A 17,572-nucleotide genomic window follows, 5' to 3' on the forward strand; every position below is an offset into this window, starting at 1 on the left:
CTGACACAAACTTACAGCCCCTGCGAAGGACTGATTGGACTGATTAGGGAAGACATATGCACTCGGTAAATCCTTCTTCCGTGTTCGCTTTTTCCGGCAAGGCCGATACCCTGCAGCAACTGGCACCACTTCTGAGCACCGGGCAAGTGTTGCCCCTTCATCGATTCACCGTGGCACAGTGGCGGGAGGACTGGCAGGCAGTGATCTCGCACTGTCAGGCGTTCTTTGGCGATGAGCCGCTGATTGTAAGATCCAGCTGTCTAGCCGAAGACCGCGACGGCCATTCCGGTGCAGGGATGTACGCGTCAATTCTAGATGTGTGTGGCGGCCAGGCACTCGGCGAAGCCATCAAGACGGTGATCGCCTCCTACGGCCTAGCTCGCGAGCGCGATGAGGTGCTGGTGCAGCAGATGGCGAGAGGTGTATTGGCCAGCGGAGTGGCGATGACCCGTGATCCAGAGACGGGTTTGCCATATTACGTAGTTGACTATGTACTAGGTGCCAGCACCGACGGTGTCACTGCCGGCAACGAGACTGTGCACGCTTTCGTCTCCCTTGGCAGCGAGGCGGCAAGCGAGCCTGCGGAATTACTAGGGCTGTTTTCGTTGCTCGAAGAGGTACAAGTTCTAACCGGGCACGATGCCTTGGACATAGAGTTCGCGATCACTGTCGATGGCCCTCTGCTATTCCAAGTGCGTCCCATGACCGCGGATGGGCCCCGTAATGCCAGCGCACTTGCCGACGCCCAACTGCGCAAAGTTTTGGAGCACGAGGCCTCTCAGCTCGAAGAGCTGATCTGCAAGCAACGCCATCCGCGTCCTACGTCGACCGCCTTCCTTGGCCTTATGCCGGACTGGAACCCGGCGGAAATGATCGGTACCAAGCCGCGGGCGCTAGCCTACTCGCTATATAAGGAGCTGATCACTGACCTTAATTGGGCCTCTGCCAGGTTCCGATACGGCTACCGGGATCTGCGGCGCAAACCGCTGATGTACCAGGTGGGTGGCTCTCCTTACATCTGCATTGCCCACAGCATCGAGTCATTCATCCCTGCCTCGGTACCTCAAGATGTTGCCGAGCGCGTAGTCGAACAGTGCGGCGACTACTTGGCCATGCATCCTCATCTGCATGACAAGATCGAGTTCGCGATCATTCCTACTTGCTTCACGCCAGAGCTTACTAGCCCCGGTGCCGCTGCCGCGCTGCCGGCGCTCCGGACTCTTAGTACCGAGCAGCACGAATGCTACTTGAACGAGCTACGCCAGTTGACCGAGCACATTATCTCCCCCAGCGGCCCGTTCTTCTCCGACCTGACACGCCTACCGAGTATTACTGACAAGGTGCAGAGTTTAATGGCGGGGGAACCTCGGCGCGAGTCCTTGCAACGTATGAGGAATGGCCTATCGGCGGCCAACGTGGTCGCTGAAATATTCGCTGGCGCTGCCCGTGCAGCGTTCATAGGTACCGCAATAATTAAATCGCTGGAAACAGCGGGGGTAGTATCTGCCGGTTTCATCGATCATGTGACCGGAGGGGTCAATAGTATCGATCGCGAGATGGCCAGCGATTTCCAGACGTTGCATAAGGACGATTTCCTAAAGCTGCACGGTCATGTCCGGCCGGGTACCTACGATATACGTGTGGCACGCTACGACGAGACTCCGGAGCGTTATTTTGACTGGCAGCGCCCATTACAGCGGCCCCCAAAATCTATGAACGGGCTAACTGTATCTCGGGCCCAGGTCAACGCCATTCAGCAAGCTTTTGACCAGTGCGGTCTTAACGTTTCCGCCGAGCAGTTTCTACAATTTGCTCAGGCCGCTATTGCGTCGCGCGAGAAGCTCAAATACCTCTATGCAGCGTTTGTTTCGGATGTTCTGCGCTCACTATGCGATTGGGGTGAGGTACATGGTTTTGACCGCGACCAACTCAGCTTTGCGCAAATCACCGAATTTACCAGCGTTTATGCCGACATCGATCGCAAACGTTTGCACCAAGCAATTGCCCACAACCGCAGCCGCTGGTATGAAACGCAGTTAGTCCGTACGCCAAGCATCATCTGTCAGCCGCAAGATCTATTCGGCCATCGAGTGCACTGGTGCAATCCCAACTTCATCACTCGACGTGCCACTCACGCGCGGGTGGCCCAAGTGCTTCCAGGGCAATTGGCACCGGACATAGAGGGTTGCATTGTCTTAATCGAAAACGCTGATCCGGGTTTTGATTGGATTTTTACCCACCGCATTGCTGGTTTCATCACCGCCTACGGAGGCGAGAACTCGCATATGTCGATCCGAGCCCGAGAGTTCGCCATTCCCGCAGCTATCGGCGTGGGCGATACTCGATTCAAAACCCTATTGGCGGCGACAAGCCTGCTGCTCGACTGCGCCGAGCGGCGTATACAGGTGCTGGCATGATTTTGGTTGGGATGACCATGCTCAGGCAGTTCAACGCCGAACGCCAGGAATGGCGGGACGCGCTTGACCAGCGCTGGGTTGAATTCTTAGACCAATGTGGGCTGACCCCGCTGTACCTTCCAAACGATCCGAGAGTCAGCATGGCGCTAGTCCAATCATTGCGCCCTCAGGGCCTCTTGCTTACTGGTGGAGGGAGCTGCCAGGCCCTGAGTGGGACAGCCGACACACGCGACGCCACTGAGAGGGTCTTGCTTGATCTTGCGGAAAATCTACGGCTTCCGGTGCTCGGTGTATGCCGCGGCATGCAGGTAATGTTGACGCGAGCTGGCGGCACTTTGGAACGTTTGGCCGGCCATGTAGGCGAACACATGATCAACATGCAAGAACAACGGCGGCGAGTGAATTCCTATCATGAATACGGCTTTCGGGAGGCGCCCGACGGCTACCGCGTACTAGCCCTGGCCGACGACGGCGTGATCGAGGCTGTGTATGACGACCACCGTCGTCATACCGGGATCATGTGGCACCCCGAGCGAGAACTACCTGCCGATCCATTGGATATTCAACGCGTGCGACATGCCTTTGGAGCTTTTTCATGAAAGCCATTATTCTTGCTGCAGGTCGCGGGAGTCGCTTACAAGCCCTGACCGATGAACGCCCCAAGGCCTTGGTACCCTTTAATGGTGTGCCACTGCTACAGCGCGCGATTGAAACGCTCCGTCGATGCGATGTCAGCGAGGTTGGCATCGTTGCAGGCTATCGAAGCGAAATGCTTGCACCATTCACCGACACTTTGTTTCACAACCACCGCTGGCACAGCTCCGGTATTTTCAGCTCTCTAAATTGCGCCAGCGGTTGGTTGAGCGCAGAGCCTTGCCTTGTTAGCTACGGTGACATCTTCTACGACAGCACCCTAGTATCCGAGCTAATTAACCATCCAGCCGATATTGTCCTGGGCTACGATCCCGCTGCAGTGCGTCTCTGGCAGCAACGCTTCAACGATCCGCTACCAGACCTGGAGAACTTCCGGTTAGTCGATGGATTGGTGAGCGCTATTGGACAGACCGCTACCAGTCTTGAGGTCATTCAGGGCCAGTACATAGGCTTGTTCAAAGTCACGCCAGCGGGTTGGCAGGCGTTGAAAAGGCAATTGCAAGGGCTCACGCCTCAGGCACGCGACCAGACTGACATGACATCGCTATTAGGGGCACTAGTCAGCGAGGGTTTTCCAGTCGCCGGCGTGGCGACGCACGCTCCCTGGGGAGAAATTGACTGCCCCAGCGACGTGGCACTATACGAGCGGATCTATCCTGACCTGTGATCTCGACAAAATTGTCGGCGCAGGTAGGGGCTGGGTCATTGTGTCAGAAGCCCCTTCGAACCTCTCCCCCACCCCGCTGTCCCACTCTGCACCACCCAGCCTGTAAACCACGACCTTCGCAGGTGGGTTTGCCACCGCGCTTGTGTCATCATGCTCCGACCGCCGGTGAGTCCTTTTTAAAGCCTTCTATGAACAAACCATACGCATTGCTGCTTGCCTTCGCCCTGCTCCAGGGCTGCCAGAGCCTGGCCCCGCAAAAGGCCGAGCCTCCCGTCGCCGAGGCCGGCAAGAGCGAGGCGGAAAAACCCGTGGTGTATGGCTCGTTCAAGCAGGATACGCTCTACAGCCTGCTGGTGGCCGAACTGGCCGGCCAGCGCAACCGCTTCGACATCGCCCTGGCCAACTACACCGACCAGGCCGCGAAAACCCAGGACCCCGGGGTTTCCGAGCGCGCCTACCGCATTGCCGAATACCTCGGCGCCGACGAACCGGCACTGGACAACGCCCTGGTCTGGGCCCGCAACGACCCGCAGAACCTCGACGCCCAGCGCGCCGCAGCCATCCAGCTGGCCCGCGCCGGCCGCTATGACGACTCCATGACTTACATGGAAAAGGTCCTGCAGGGCCAAGGCGACACCCATTTCGATTTCCTCGCTCTGTCCGCCGCCGAAACCGACCAGAGCACCCGCGACGGCTTGCTGCAAAGCTTCGAACGCCTGCTGGCGAAGTACCCGGACAACAGCCAGCTGGTGTTCGGCAAGGCCCTGCTGCTGAACCAGGACGGCAAGGCCGAAGAAGCCTTGGAGTTGCTCGAGTCGCACCCGCCGCAAAACGGCGAAGTCGCCCCGGTCCTGCTGCGCGCGCGCCTGCTGCAAGCCCTGGACCGCGGCCCGGAGGCCCTGCCACTGCTGCGCGGGGCGATTCGCGACAACCCGGACGACAAGCGCCTGCGCCTGACCTACGCGCGCACCCTGGTCGAACAGGACCGCATCGCCGATGCCAAGGGCGAGTTCCTCAGCCTGGTCCAGCAATACCCCGAGGACGACGAGCTGCGCTATTCGCTGGCGCTGGTGTGCCTGGAAAACAAGGACTGGGATGAAGCCGAGGGCTACCTGCAGGAGCTGATCGAACGCGACAGCAACGTCGACGCCGCGCACCTGAACCTGGGCCGCATCCGCGAAGAGCGCCACGACCCTGCAGGCGCCCTGCGTGAATACGCCCTGGTCGGCCCGGGCCCCGACTACCTGCCGGCGCAGCTGCGCCAGGCCGACATCCTGATTGCCAACGGCCGTGGTACCGAAGCCTCGCGCCTGCTCGCCGATGCCCGCGAATCCCAGCCGGACTACGCCATACAGCTGTTCCTGATCGAATCGGAAAGCTACAGCAACAACAACAAGGACGCCCAGGCCAGCCAGGTGCTGCAGCAAGCCATCCAGCGCTACCCGGACGACCTCAACCTGCTGTACACCCGTGCCATGCTGGCGGAAAAGCGTGACGACCTGCCGCAGATGGAAAAAGACCTGCGCGCCATCATCGCCCGCGAGCCGGAAAACGCCATGGCCCTGAACGCCCTCGGCTACACCCTGGCCGACCGCACCACCCGCTACAGCGAAGCCAAGGCGCTGATCGACAAGGCCCATCAGCTGACCCCGGATGACCCGGCGGTGCTCGACAGCCTGGGTTGGGTCAATTACCGCCTGGGCAACCTCGACGAGGCTGAAACCTACCTGCGCAAGGCCTTTGCCAGCTTCCCAGACCACGAAGTGGCCGCCCACCTGGGCGAAGTGCTATGGGCCAACGGCAAGCGCCGCGAAGCCCGCCAGGTCTGGGCCAAGGGCTTCGAAGCCCAGGCCGACAGCCCCATCCTGCGCAAGACCATCCTGCGCCTGACCGGATCCGAGACTCTCTAACACCATGTTCCTGCGCCATTGCATTACCTTCACCCTGATCGCCCTGCTGGCCGGCTGTGCCGGCTTCGGTAGTCGCGAGGCCCTGCAGGGCCACGGCGACCCGCAGCAGTGGCGCGCCCATAAAGAGCAACTGAGCAGCCTCGATGGCTGGCAGATCAACGGCAAGGTCGGCATCCGTGCCCCGCGCGACTCCGGCAGCGGCACGCTGTTCTGGCTGCAACGCCAGGACTACTACGATATTCGCCTGGCCGGCCCGCTGGGCCGTGGCGCCGCTCGCCTGACCGGCCGCCCCGGCGGCGTGGTACTGGAAGTGGCCAACCAGGGCCGCTACGAGGCCCTCAGCCCCGAAGCCCTGCTGGAAGAACAACTGGGCTGGCAGTTGCCGGTCTCGCACCTGGTCTGGTGGGTCCGCGGCCTGCCGGCCCCCGACAGCAAGAGCAAGCTGACCCTGGACGGCGACAGCCGCCTGGCCAGCCTCGACCAGGACGGCTGGCAGGTGCAATACCTGAGCTACACGGAACAGAACGGCTACTGGCTGCCCGAGCGTATGAAGCTGCACGGCAAGGACCTCGACGTGACACTGGTGGTCAAGGACTGGCAGCCCCGCCAGCTGGGGCACTGATACATGCAGACCCTAACCCTGCCCGCTCCGGCCAAGCTCAACCTGTGGCTGCACATCATCGGCCGCCGTGCGGACGGCTATCACGAGCTGGAAACCGTGTTCCAGTTTCTCGATCACGGCGACGAACTGAGCTTTGCCGTGCGTGACGACGGCGTGATCCGCCTGCACACCGAGATCGAAGCAGTGCCGCATGACAGCAACCTGATCGTGCGTGCTGCGCGCAAGCTGCAGGAACAATCCGGCACGACGTTGGGCGCCGATATCTGGCTGACCAAGGTGCTGCCCATGGGCGGCGGCATCGGCGGTGGCAGCTCGGATGCCGCCACTACCCTGTTGGCCCTCGCCCACCTGTGGCAACTGGACTGGGACGAAGACCGCCTGGCCGCACTAGGCCTGAGCCTGGGCGCCGACGTACCGGTATTCGTGCGCGGCCACGCGGCATTCGCCCAGGGCGTGGGTGAACAATTGACCCCGGTCGACCCGGAAGAGCCGTGGTATGTCGTGCTTGTGCCGCAAGTGTCTGTCAGCACAGTAGAAATTTTTTCACATCCACAGTTGACACGTGATTCGCTCCCCCTTAAGATGCGCCCCGTTCCCGAGGGAAACAGTCGAAATGACTGCCAACCGGTGGTAGAGCAGAGTTACCCGGAAGTTCGCAATGCGTTGAATTCACTGGGTAAATTCACTGAGGCTCGACTGACCGGTACTGGAAGTTGTGTGTTTGGGGCCTTCCCAAGCAAAGCCGAAGCTGATAAAGTTCTGGCCCTTCTTTCAGCGACCCAAACAGGGTTTGTGGCGAAAGGAAGCAACGTTTCGATGTTGCATCGCAAGCTGCAAAGTCTGGTCAAGAAGTCGAGCGCATAAGCGTTCGCAGCAACAGATACAGGGGCGTCGCCAAGCGGTAAGGCAGCAGGTTTTGATCCTGCCATGCGTTGGTTCGAATCCAGCCGCCCCTGCCATTTTCCTTATACTCATCCAGGTTACCCTCAGCCTTCAGGTACTGCGCGTGTCCAAGATGATGGTCTTTACGGGGAACGCCAACCCCGATCTGGCTCGGCGTGTCGTACGTCAGCTGCATATCCCTCTCGGTGACGTTTCTGTCGGTAAGTTCTCCGACGGCGAGATCAGCACTGAGATCAATGAGAATGTCCGCGGTAAAGACGTCTTCATTATTCAGCCGACCTGTGCCCCGACCAACGATAACCTGATGGAACTGGTAGTGATGGCCGACGCCTTCCGCCGCTCCTCAGCATCCCGAATCACCGCCGTGATTCCTTACTTCGGATACGCCCGCCAGGACCGCCGTCCGCGTTCGGCACGTGTAGCCATCAGCGCCAAAGTCGTCGCTGACATGCTCACTGTCGTAGGTATCGACCGTGTACTCACCGTCGACCTGCACGCTGACCAGATCCAGGGTTTCTTCGATATCCCGGTCGACAACATCTACGGCTCGCCCGTACTGGTCGACGATATCGAGGACCAGCGTTTCGAGAACCTGATGATCGTCTCCCCGGACATCGGTGGTGTCGTGCGCGCACGTGCTGTTGCCAAGTCCCTGGGCGTCGACCTGGGTATCATCGACAAACGCCGCGAGAAGGCTAACCACTCCGAGGTCATGCACATCATCGGCGACGTCGAAGGGCGCACCTGCATCCTGGTAGACGACATGGTCGACACCGCCGGCACCCTGTGCCACGCGGCCAAAGCCCTGAAAGAACACGGCGCTGCCAAGGTTTACGCCTACTGCACGCACCCTGTCCTGTCGGGCCGCGCGATCGAGAACATCGAGAAGTCGGTACTGGACGAGCTGGTGGTGACCAACACCGTTCCGCTGTCCGCCGCTGCTCAAGCCTGTGACCGTATCCGCCAGCTGGATATCGCACCGGTTGTCGCTGAAGCGGTCCGCCGCATCAGCAACGAAGAATCGATCAGCGCGATGTTCCGCTAAGCGGAACACACGCTGACGAAAAGCGCCCCGCCCCAACACTGGTTGTTGGGGCGGGGCTTTTTTGCCATCCCCGTTGGCGCTGGTCGCAAACGCCCTCGGGGGGCTACTTTGGAGAAACAAAATGACCGAATTCACTCTGAACGCCCAAGCGCGTACTGACCTGGGGAAAGGTGCGAGCCGCCGCCTGCGTCACTCCGCGAACATCCCAGCCGTTGTCTACGGTGGTAACCAAGACGCTCAGTCCCTGACCATCCTGGCCAAGGAAATCACCAAGCTGTTCGAAAACGAGGCTGCCTTCAGCCACGTTCTGGAACTGAACGTCGACGGCGCCAAGCAAAACGTCGTGGTCAAGGCTCTGCAGCGCCACCCGGCCAAAGGCTTCATCATGCACGCCGACTTCGTTCGCGTCGTTGCTGGCCAGAAACTGACCGCCAAGGTACCGGTTCACTTCATCAATGAAGAAGCCCCGGTCAAGAAAGGCGGCGAGATCTCCCACGTAGAAGCCGAGATCGAAGTTTCCTGCGAAGCCAAAGACCTGCCTGAGTTCATCGAAGTCGACCTGGCCAACGCTGAAATCGGCACCATCATCCACCTGTCGGACCTGAAAGCTCCGAAAGGCGTAGAGTTCGTAGCTCTGGCCCACGGTGATGACAAAGCTGTTGCCAACGTTCACGCTCCACGCGTTGCTCCAGAAGCAGAAGGCGCTGCCGAGTAATCCACTCGCGCGCCGGCGTTGATCGGGTTACAGTGCCGCGCGCCCTGTAACCCACCAACTCCAAGGAAGAGCCCCTGACGTGACCGCCATCCAGTTGATCGTCGGCCTGGGTAACCCCGGCCCCGAATACGAACAGACCCGGCATAACGCAGGGGCTCTTTTCGTTGAACGCATTGCCAGCGCCCAGCGCGTCTCGTTGACCGCTGACCGCAAATATTTCGGCCTGACGGCTAAGTTCAGCCATCAGGGCAGCGACGTTCGTCTGCTCATCCCCACCACCTACATGAACCGTAGCGGCCAGTCCGTGGCGGCCTTGGCCAATTTCTTCCGCATCAAGCCGGAAGCGATCCTGGTGGCACATGACGAACTCGACCTGCCCCCGGGCGTCGCCAAGCTCAAGCGCGGCGGTGGCCATGGTGGGCACAACGGCCTGCGCGACATCATCGCGCAGCTCGGCAACCAGAACGACTTCCACCGCCTGCGGCTTGGCATCGGCCACCCGGGTGACGCCAAACTGGTCTCCAACTTCGTCCTGGGCCGCGCGCCGCGCGCCGAGCAGGAGAAGCTCGACGCCAGCATCGATTTTGCCCTCGGCGTGCTGCCGGACGTGCTTGCCGGCGACTTCGCCAAGGCGATGCGCGAGCTGCACAGCCAGAAGGCCTGATTTCCTTAGAGAGGGGAATACCCATGGGTTTCAATTGCGGCATCGTCGGCCTGCCCAACGTCGGCAAGTCCACCCTGTTCAACGCCCTGACCAAGTCTGGCATCGCGGCGGAGAACTTCCCCTTCTGCACCATCGAGCCTAACAGCGGCATCGTGCCGATGCCCGATGCGCGCTTGAATGCACTGGCTGAAATCGTCAAGCCAAACCGCATCCTGCCGACCACCATGGAGTTCGTCGACATCGCCGGCCTGGTGGCTGGTGCCTCGAAAGGCGAAGGCCTGGGCAACAAGTTCCTCGCCAACATCCGCGAGACCGACGCCATTGCCCACGTGGTGCGCTGCTTCGAAGACGAGAACGTGATCCACGTTTCCAACAGCGTCGACCCCAAGCGTGACATCGAGATCATCGACCTCGAGCTGATCTTCGCCGACCTCGACAGCTGCGAGAAGCAACTGCAGAAGGTTGCCCGCAACGCCAAGGGCGGCGACAAGGAAGCCCTGGCGCAGAAGGCCATCCTCGAACAGTTGATCCCGCACTTCACCGAAGGCAAGCCAGCGCGCAGCCTGATGAAGAACATGAGCGCCGAAGACAAGGCGGTCATCCGCGGCTTCCACCTGCTGACCAGCAAGCCGGTCATGTACATCGCCAACGTGGCCGAAGACGGCTTCGACAACAACCCGCACCTGGACGTGGTCAAGGCCATCGCCGAGGAAGAAGGCGCGGTAGTGGTGCCGGTGTGCAACAAGATCGAAGCGGAAATCGCCGAACTGGAAGACGGTGAAGAGAAGGATATGTTCCTTGAGGCCCTGGGCCTGGAAGAGCCTGGCCTGAACCGCGTTATCCGCGCCGGTTACGAGCTGCTGAACCTGCAGACCTACTTCACTGCCGGCGTGCAGGAAGTACGCGCCTGGACCGTACGCGTCGGTGCCACCGCACCACAGGCCGCTGGCGTGATCCACACCGACTTCGAAAAAGGTTTCATCCGCGCTGAAGTGGTGGCCTATGACGACTTCATCCAGTTCAAGGGCGAGAGCGGTGCCAAGGAAGCCGGTAAATGGCGTTTGGAAGGCAAGGACTACATCGTCAAGGACGGTGACGTGATGCACTTCCGCTTCAACGTCTAAGCGCCAGACTGCAGTACCCACGAACCCCTTGAGGCCAACGCCTCAAGGGGTTTTGTTTTTTCTGGCATTTGGCAAGCGGCACGCTCCCCCTGTGGGCTTTAGCCGCGAAGAATCCAACGCGGTGCCTGGCACCGGCTGCGCCGGTGTTCGCGGGCATGCCCGCTCCCACAGCTACCACGCATTTTCTGGACATTGCATCAAAGGCCTTGTGTCGCGAAAGGGCCGCAGAGCGGCCCCGGAATTCAGCATCTAAGCTGTGATTCAGCACCCTCCCCTGGACGCACGCCCCATGCCCGAAAAAACCCGCCTCGACTGGCAACGCTGGTTACCCGGCCTGGTCACCCTGCTCCACTACCAACCCGCCTGGCTACCCAGGGACATCGCCGCCGGCCTGGTGCTCACCACCATGCTGGTGCCGGTGGGTATCGCTTATGCCGAAGCTTCCGGCGTACCTGGCATCTACGGCCTGTACGCCACCATCATCCCGCTGCTGGCCTACGCCCTTTTCGGCCCCAGCCGCATCCTGGTGCTGGGCCCGGACTCGGCGCTGGCCGCGCCGATCCTGGCAGTGGTGGTGCAGTACGCCGCCAGCGACCCGCAACGGGCAATCGCCATCGCCAGCATGATGGCCCTGGTCGCCGGGGCGTTCTGTGTGATCGCCGGTTTGCTGCGCCTGGGCTTCATCACCGAACTGCTGTCCAAGCCGATCCGCTATGGCTACATGAACGGCATCGCCCTCACGGTGCTGATCAGCCAGTTGCCCAAACTGTTCGGCCTGTCGGTCGACAGCCAGGGCCCACTGCGGGATACCTGGAACCTGATCCAGGCATTGCTCGCCGGCCAGGGCCATTGGCCAAGCTTCGTGGTCGGTGGCGGTAGCCTGGCGCTGATCCTGCTGCTCAAGCCGTTCAAGCGTTTGCCGGGCATTCTCATTGCTGTGGTGCTGGCCACGCTGGCGGTGAGCCTGCTGGGGCTCGACCAGCAAGGCGTGAAAGTGCTCGGCGAACTGCCCCAGGGGCTACCCAGCTTCGTGTTCCCCTGGGTCAGCGATATCGACCTGGTGGAGGTGCTGCTCGGTGGCATCGCAGTAGCGCTGGTGTCGTTCGCCGATACCAGTGTGCTGTCACGTTCATACGCCGCGCGCATGAAGGCCCCGGTCAACCCCAACCAGGAAATGTTCGGCCTGGGTGTGGCCAACCTGGCCTCGGGGCTGTTCCAGGGCATCCCCATCAGCAGCAGCTCATCGCGCACCCCCGTGGCCGAAGCGGCCGGCTCGCAGACTCAGCTCACCGGTATTATCGGCGCGCTGGCGGTGACCCTGTTGCTGCTGGTGGCGCCCAACCTGATGCAACACCTGCCCAACAGCGCCCTGGCGGCAGTGGTGATTGCCGCAGCATTGGGCCTGTTCGAGTTCGCCGACCTCAAGCGCATCTTCCGCATGCAGCAATGGGAATTCTGGCTGTCGTTCACTTGCTTCGTCGGCGTAGCGGTATTCGGGGCCATTCCCGGTATCTGCATTGCCGTGGCTATATCGGTGATCGAATTCCTGTGGGACGGCTGGCGGCCGCATCATGCGGTGCTGGGACGGGTGGATGGCACCCGCGGTTACCATGATGTGCAGCGTTATCCACAGGCCCGACGCATTCCGGGGCTGGTGCTGCTGCGTTGGGATGCCCCGCTGTTCTTTGCCAATGCCGAACAGTTCCAGAGCACGGTGATGGCGGCGGTGGATGCATCGCCTACCCCGGTACAACGGCTGGTGATCGCGGCAGAGCCGGTGACCAGCATCGATATCACCTCGGCGGACATGCTGGCCGAGCTGGACCGGGCGCTGGAGGCGCGGGGGGTGGAGTTGCAGTTTGCCGAGATGAAGGACCCGGTAAAGGACAAGATGCGGCAGTTCGAGTTGTTCGAGCATATGGGGGAGTCGGCATTTCATCCCACTGTTGGGGCAGCGGTGGACGCCTACCTGGAAGAGAGTGGGGTTGACTGGAAGCCCTAGGTTTTCCTGGGCTGGCCTCTTCGCGGGCATGCCCGCTCCCACAAGAATTGCGTGATCCCATGGGCAACACGATACCTGTAGGAGCGGGTTCACCCGCGAAGAAGCCCACGCCGCATCCGAAGCCGGTCGATCCAGATCAGCATGGCACTGGCATACACCGACACCGCCAGAAACAGCGCCATGCGCACGGCAAAGGCGCGGTACACATCCTGCCCGCCCGCGCTGTCCTGCACCGACTGCCCCAGCAAGATCAGCATGGTCGTCAGGCAACTCACCCAGTACGCCGGGCTTTGCCTGGTATCCACCGCACGGTAGAGCCTGCGCCCCTGCCAGAGAACGAACAGCAGCACCCACAGAAAAAACATCCACAGGTGCACGAACAGGCTCAACGCGCCCCACATCAATATCGCCAGCAACCCGGCCAGCAAGGTCGAGCCGATCAGCTCGCGGCTGGCATGCCGTGCGCGGGTCTCACCGGCCTGCTGCCCCAGGCTCACTGCCTTCATGATCAGCGGCATGTACTGGTCCGGGGCGATCAGCGCCAGCAGGAAGGCCGGCATGACGATCAACGTAGCACGCAAGGCAACCCAGCTCACCTGGTCACCGTCGAGCAGAGGCGGTGCCGGTTGCGCCGGCGCATCGGCCGGCTCGGGAAACAGCACATGCGCCGCTGCCGTGCCCAGCACCGCCAGCAGCATGCCTTTGGCCAGCGCTTCGACCACCGACAGCGCCAGGCTGAAGTCGCTGGTGCCGGCGGCAGCGATCATGGTCAGGCCGATAACCAGCAAATTGGCCAACAGGCCATTGCCGCCTTTCAGTGCATAACGCAAGGTAAGGAAAACCCCCACGCTCACCAGCAACACCCCACTTACCGGGGCATGGCGCAGCAGCGGAATCAGCAGCAGCCCGCTGCCGCAGGCAAGCAGCACCAGCACCGCCAAGGCCGGTGCCGCACGCAGGGGCAAGGGCTGGCTGCGCATGGCCAGCAACAACACCGCGAACACCGGCGCCAGGATCGGTACCGGCAAGCCGATGCCGAAACTCACCGCCAGGCAAAGCGCCACGCCCCAGGCCAGGCGCAGGGCACGCAGGCGGCGTAGTTCAATAGGCATACGACAGCCAGCTCATCAGCCACATGAACAGCCGGCCCAGCAGGTTCAATGGGTTGCCCTCGCTTGGCAGGGCCATGACTTCGGCCTGGCCACCGACCCGCAATACGGTCTTGTCCTGCAACTGGTCACGCTCCAGTTCGACGATAACCGGGAAGCGCTGTGCGGAGCGCAGCCACTCGCGGCTGTTCTGTACGGTCGGCAACGTACCTGGCGGGGCACTCTGGCCTACGCTCACACCGTAGCCGATGCTGCGAATGCGCCCCTTCAACACCGTGCCGGGCAGCGCATCAAGCACTACCAGCACCGGGGTTTCAGGGCGCAGCCGACCTAGGTTGTTCTCGGTCATGTCGGCACTTATCCACACGTCATGGATAGCGATCAGGGTCATCATCGGGCTGCCGGCGCCAACATAGTGGCCAACGTCGGTGCGCAGGTCGGTGATCAACCCGTCTGCATCGGCGCGTACCATGGTGCGCGCCAGGTCCAGCCGGGCTTTTTCCACATTGGCCGCCGCGCTGCGCAGCTGGGCGTTGTCGTCCTGCGCCCCGCCCTGCTGCTCACGGGCCCGCTCAACTTCGGCACGGGCTGCCGCCACCTGGCTGATGGCCTGGTCGCGGGTGGCCTGGGCGCCCTCGAGGCGGCGCACCGACACCGTGCCCGGGTCTTCATCGATCAGGCGCTTGAGCCGCTCGGCGTCCTGCCGGGCCTTGCGCTCGTTGGCCTGGGCCGCCACCAGCGCCGCCTGGGCCGAGTCGATGCCAGCGGTGTGGGCGCCGATCTGCCGGCGTACCGTGTCCAGGTCGGCTTCGGCTCGGGCCAGGGCGATGCGATATTGCTCCTGGTCCAGTTCGAACAACACATCGCCCTTGCGCACTTCCTGGTTGTTGCCCACCGCCACACGCTTCACCTGCCCAGCCACCTCGGCACTCACCGGCACCACGTAGGCCTGCAGGCGGGCTTGCTGGGTATAGGGCGTGAAGCGATCGGCCAGCAGGTACCACAGCAGGCTCACGACAATCAGCAGCAGCACCCAGCGCATGCCGCGATCGGGGGCTGGCGGGGATGGCGTCGGCGTGGTGTCGCTCATTTCGTTTCACCTTGTGCATGTGCGCTGGGGCCTGGTTCGTCAAGCAGCTCACCCCAGTCGGTGCGTTGCTGCATCTGCTGGCGGGTGGCCGGGTCGATCGGTGCGCGGCTGGCGTCCCAGCCGCCGCCCAGGGCCTTGTAAAGCGTCACCAGGCTGCTGACCGCATTGCCGCGGCTGACCAGGTAGCCGTCCTGTTGCTGCAGCAGCAGTTGCTGGGCGTCGAGCACGCGCTGGAAGTCGGCAAAGCCTTCGCGGTACTGCGAGCTGGCCAGGTTCAGGGAGCGCTGCGCGGCCTGCGAGGCCTGGTCGCGGATACTTGCGCTCTGCAGCGAGCGCACCAGCCCGCTGGCGGCATCGTCGGCCTCACGGGCGGCTTCGCGCACATCCTGGTGATACAGCTCGATCAGTTGCTGCAAGCGGGCATCTTCCACGCGCACAGCGTTCTTGCGTCGACCGTAGTCGAACGGGTTCCAGATCAGGCTGGGCCCGGCGGCGATGTCGAAGGTATCGGGCAAATGATTGGCCGTGACGAAACTCCAGCCGATGCTGCCCAACAGGCTCAGTTGTGGATAAAGGTCGGCCTCGGCTACCCCGACCAGCGCCGACTGCGCCGCTACCGCCTGCTCGGCGGCACGGATGTCCGGGCGGCGCTGCAGCAGGCGGGCGGGCACATCCTGCAGCACGGCACGGTCCGGCAACGGCAACTGGCCATGACCGGCATCGAGCTGTGGCAGCGGCCCGGGCGCGCGGCCCAGCAGCGAGCACAGCACGTTGCGCAGGGCATTGAGCTGGTTCTGGAACTCGGGGATGGTGGCCTGGGTAGCCAGGTACTGGGTGCGCGCCTGTTGCCAGTCGAGTTCGTCGTTTTCGCCATGACGGAACAGCCGCTCGGTTATCTCCAGGCTGCGCGCCTGGCGGCGGGCGTTTTCTTCGGCGATATCCAGCCGCGCCTCGGCGGTGCGCAGGGCAAAGTAGGTGTCGGCCACCTGCGCACGCAACAGCAGCATGGCATCGGCGTAATTGGCCTGGGAGGCGAAGTAGACGGCGTCGGCGCTTTCGATGGCGCGGCTGAAGCGCCCCCAGAAGTCGATTTCCCAGCCAATGTCGAAGCCCGCGCTGGATTGCCAGAACACCGAGTCGCGAGCGGTGGCGGTGCCGGACTGATCCTGCTTCAGGTAAAGGCTCTGCGCGCGCAGTTGCTGCAGCTGTGGATAACGCCCGGTCTGCACGATGGCCAACTGGGCGCGGGCTTCGGCAACGCGCAAACCAGCCACGCGCAGGTTGCTGTTATTGGCATCGGCCTCGGCGATCAAGGCATCCAGGGCAGGGTCGGCGAACACGGCCCACCACTGACGAAGGTCGGGCGCCGCGGCCTGCTGCCCGGCCTGCTCCAGCAGCGGGGTATTCCAGGTACCCAGCCACGGGTCCTGCGGCGGCTGGAAATCCGGGCCGACCTGGGTACAGCCCACCAACGCCGCAGCCAGGCTCAGTGCAAAACCACAGAAGCGTCCGGGCATGGCAGGCCTTGGCTTACGCCGACGGTTCGACGGGATTTTCCGGCACCTGCAGCGCCACCCACTGCCAGAACAGTACATAAGTGACGCCCAGGATCACCGGCCCGATGAACAGGCCGATGATGCCTTTGACCACCATGCCGCCCAATGCCCCGATCAGCACCACCGGCATCGGCACGTCCACCCCGCGCCCCAGCAGCAGCGGCTTGAGCACGTTGTCGGCAAGCCCGGCGACGAAGGTGTAGATGGCGAAAATGATGGTCGCCACGGTAAAGCCTTCGACGTTGAAGATGTAGATGATCACCGGCACCGTTATCAACGTGGCCGGTGCCTGGGCAATCCCCAGCATGAGGATGACGATTGCCAGCATCCCCGCTCCCGGTACCCCTTTGATGACGAAGCCGACACCGATCAGCAGCATCTGGATGAAGGCAATGCCGATCACGCCCTGGGCCACCGCGCGAATGGTGGCGGTGCACAGCTTGGCCAATGGCTTGCCGCGCTCCTCCCCCGACACCCGCATGGCAATGCGCTGCGCCGCGATTTCGCCGCGGTCACCGAACGCCATGATGATGCCCGAGACGATGATCGCCGCGATGAACAGCAGGAACGCGCCGCCCGCACTGGCTGCAGCCCCCAGCACCGTGCGCCCGGCACCCTTGAGCTGGGGCATCCACTGGTTCAGCACACCGGCCATGTTTTCCGAGGCGGCCAGCCACAAGGCATGCACCTTCGGCCCGATCAGCGGCCAGGCCGCCACCGAGTCGGGAGGGGCCGGCACGGTCCAGGCCCCGCTTTTCAGCAGCGTCACCAGGCTGTCCACCGATTCGCCGATCGACATCACCACCAGGTAGATCGGCACCAGCAGCACGACCAGTACCAGCAGAACGACCAGCGTCGCCGAAAGCCCGTCCTTGAGCCCTGTGCGGCGCTGGATGCGGCAATACAACGGGTACAAGGTCACCGCCAGGATCACCGACCACAGCATCAGCTCCAGGAACGGCTGGAACGTCTGGAAGGCGAATATCACCAGCGCAGCCACCAGGCCGGCCTTGATGAGCACATCGAGCAAGCCCCGCGACAGGCGGCTGTCCATCTTGATACCCGGTTGCATGCTTCACCTCCGAACTCCAGGT

Annotated in this window: 15 protein-coding genes and 1 tRNA gene; 12 read left to right on the forward strand and 4 right to left on the reverse strand. The window is 62.4% G+C overall.

Annotation, left to right across the window (positions count from 1 at the left end):
- The first annotated feature begins 56 nt into the window (after positions 1-56).
- The 12 genes from MJ643_RS22135 to sulP all read left to right on the forward strand — a co-directional run bounded on the left by MJ643_RS22135 (position 57) and on the right by sulP (position 12,723).
- Positions 57-2,417, forward strand: coding sequence for a PEP/pyruvate-binding domain-containing protein (locus tag MJ643_RS22135; protein WP_196184639.1), 2,361 nt, complete (start codon positions 57-59; stop codon positions 2,415-2,417).
- Positions 2,414-3,016, forward strand: coding sequence for a type 1 glutamine amidotransferase (locus MJ643_RS22140; protein WP_024086258.1), 603 nt, complete (start codon positions 2,414-2,416; stop codon positions 3,014-3,016). Before MJ643_RS22135 ends, MJ643_RS22140 begins: the two co-directional genes overlap by 4 nt.
- Positions 3,013-3,738 (forward strand): phosphocholine cytidylyltransferase family protein, encoded by a 726-nt coding sequence (locus MJ643_RS22145; protein WP_013970900.1) that lies wholly within the window; start codon positions 3,013-3,015, stop codon positions 3,736-3,738. Before MJ643_RS22140 ends, MJ643_RS22145 begins: the two co-directional genes overlap by 4 nt.
- 188 nt (positions 3,739-3,926) lie before the next feature.
- Complete coding sequence (locus MJ643_RS22150; RefSeq protein WP_013970899.1) at positions 3,927-5,648, forward strand: tetratricopeptide repeat protein; 1,722 nt, start codon at positions 3,927-3,929, stop codon at positions 5,646-5,648.
- A 4-nt stretch (positions 5,649-5,652) separates the two neighbouring features.
- Complete coding sequence (lolB, locus tag MJ643_RS22155) at positions 5,653-6,270, forward strand: lipoprotein insertase outer membrane protein LolB (protein WP_013970898.1); 618 nt, start codon at positions 5,653-5,655, stop codon at positions 6,268-6,270.
- Positions 6,271-6,273: 3 nt separating this feature from the next.
- Positions 6,274-7,134, forward strand: a complete 861-nt coding sequence (gene ispE, locus MJ643_RS22160) for a 4-(cytidine 5'-diphospho)-2-C-methyl-D-erythritol kinase (protein ID WP_013970897.1) — start codon at positions 6,274-6,276, stop codon at positions 7,132-7,134.
- A gap of 20 nt (positions 7,135-7,154) precedes the next feature.
- Positions 7,155-7,229 (forward strand) — tRNA-Gln (locus MJ643_RS22165).
- Between the two features lie 47 nt (positions 7,230-7,276).
- Entirely contained in the window at positions 7,277-8,218 is a 942-nt protein-coding gene (locus tag MJ643_RS22170; RefSeq protein WP_003247410.1) for a ribose-phosphate pyrophosphokinase, read from the forward strand.
- A gap of 121 nt (positions 8,219-8,339) precedes the next feature.
- Positions 8,340-8,933 carry a 50S ribosomal protein L25/general stress protein Ctc gene (locus MJ643_RS22175; RefSeq protein WP_013970896.1) on the forward strand — a complete coding sequence of 198 codons (594 nt, stop codon included), beginning with the start codon at positions 8,340-8,342 and terminating at the stop codon, positions 8,931-8,933.
- 79 nt (positions 8,934-9,012) lie between these two features.
- Positions 9,013-9,597 carry an aminoacyl-tRNA hydrolase gene (gene pth, locus MJ643_RS22180; protein ID WP_208209537.1) on the forward strand — a complete coding sequence of 195 codons (585 nt, stop codon included), beginning with the start codon at positions 9,013-9,015 and terminating at the stop codon, positions 9,595-9,597.
- A gap of 23 nt (positions 9,598-9,620) precedes the next feature.
- Positions 9,621-10,721 (forward strand): redox-regulated ATPase YchF, encoded by a 1,101-nt coding sequence (gene ychF / locus MJ643_RS22185; protein ID WP_013970895.1) that lies wholly within the window; start codon positions 9,621-9,623, stop codon positions 10,719-10,721.
- 289 nt (positions 10,722-11,010) lie between these two features.
- Entirely contained in the window at positions 11,011-12,723 is a 1,713-nt protein-coding gene (sulP, locus tag MJ643_RS22190; protein WP_013970859.1) for a sulfate permease, read from the forward strand.
- Between the two features lie 89 nt (positions 12,724-12,812).
- Here sulP and MJ643_RS22195 read toward each other — a convergent pair whose 3' ends face one another.
- Genes MJ643_RS22195 through MJ643_RS22210 form a run of 4 tightly spaced genes read right to left on the reverse strand, consistent with a single transcriptional unit; the run spans position 12,813 to position 17,550 of the window.
- On the reverse strand, positions 12,813-13,835 hold the full coding sequence (locus MJ643_RS22195; RefSeq protein ID WP_013970858.1) for a DUF2955 domain-containing protein: 1,023 nt from the start codon (positions 13,833-13,835) through the stop codon (positions 12,813-12,815).
- Positions 13,825-14,922 carry an HlyD family secretion protein gene (locus MJ643_RS22200; RefSeq protein ID WP_024086253.1) on the reverse strand — a complete coding sequence of 366 codons (1,098 nt, stop codon included), beginning with the start codon at positions 14,920-14,922 and terminating at the stop codon, positions 13,825-13,827. Before MJ643_RS22200 ends, MJ643_RS22195 begins: the two co-directional genes overlap by 11 nt.
- Positions 14,919-16,439, reverse strand: a complete 1,521-nt coding sequence (locus MJ643_RS22205) for a TolC family protein (RefSeq protein WP_013970856.1) — start codon at positions 16,437-16,439, stop codon at positions 14,919-14,921. Before MJ643_RS22205 ends, MJ643_RS22200 begins: the two co-directional genes overlap by 4 nt.
- A 13-nt stretch (positions 16,440-16,452) precedes the next feature.
- Positions 16,453-17,550: an AI-2E family transporter gene (locus MJ643_RS22210; protein ID WP_013970855.1), complete on the reverse strand. Its 1,098-nt coding sequence runs from the start codon at positions 17,548-17,550 to the stop codon at positions 16,453-16,455.
- Positions 17,551-17,572: the final 22 nt, after the last annotated feature.

It is taken from the genome of Pseudomonas sp. PNPG3 (assembly GCF_023093815.1).
Classification (GTDB): Bacteria; Pseudomonadota; Gammaproteobacteria; order Pseudomonadales; family Pseudomonadaceae; genus Aquipseudomonas; species Aquipseudomonas asiatica.

Bases quoted from the DNA above. Each gene is read 5' to 3' on its own strand.
- MJ643_RS22200 (WP_024086253.1), bottom strand. From the start codon at position 14,922: ATGAGCGACACCACGCCGACGCCATCCCCGCCAGCCCCCGATCGCGGC.
- ispE (WP_013970897.1), top strand. From the start codon at position 6,274: ATGCAGACCCTAACCCTGCCCGCTCCGGCCAAGCTCAACCTGTGGCTG.
- MJ643_RS22140 (WP_024086258.1), top strand. From the start codon at position 2,414: ATGATTTTGGTTGGGATGACCATGCTCAGGCAGTTCAACGCCGAACGC.
- ychF (WP_013970895.1), top strand. From the start codon at position 9,621: ATGGGTTTCAATTGCGGCATCGTCGGCCTGCCCAACGTCGGCAAGTCC.
- MJ643_RS22135 (WP_196184639.1), top strand. From the start codon at position 57: ATGCACTCGGTAAATCCTTCTTCCGTGTTCGCTTTTTCCGGCAAGGCC.
- sulP (WP_013970859.1), top strand. From the start codon at position 11,011: ATGCCCGAAAAAACCCGCCTCGACTGGCAACGCTGGTTACCCGGCCTG.
- MJ643_RS22210 (WP_013970855.1), bottom strand. From the start codon at position 17,550: ATGCAACCGGGTATCAAGATGGACAGCCGCCTGTCGCGGGGCTTGCTC.
- MJ643_RS22195 (WP_013970858.1), bottom strand. From the start codon at position 13,835: ATGCCTATTGAACTACGCCGCCTGCGTGCCCTGCGCCTGGCCTGGGGC.
- MJ643_RS22175 (WP_013970896.1), top strand. From the start codon at position 8,340: ATGACCGAATTCACTCTGAACGCCCAAGCGCGTACTGACCTGGGGAAA.
- MJ643_RS22150 (WP_013970899.1), top strand. From the start codon at position 3,927: ATGAACAAACCATACGCATTGCTGCTTGCCTTCGCCCTGCTCCAGGGC.
- MJ643_RS22145 (WP_013970900.1), top strand. From the start codon at position 3,013: ATGAAAGCCATTATTCTTGCTGCAGGTCGCGGGAGTCGCTTACAAGCC.
- MJ643_RS22205 (WP_013970856.1), bottom strand. From the start codon at position 16,439: ATGCCCGGACGCTTCTGTGGTTTTGCACTGAGCCTGGCTGCGGCGTTG.
- lolB (WP_013970898.1), top strand. From the start codon at position 5,653: ATGTTCCTGCGCCATTGCATTACCTTCACCCTGATCGCCCTGCTGGCC.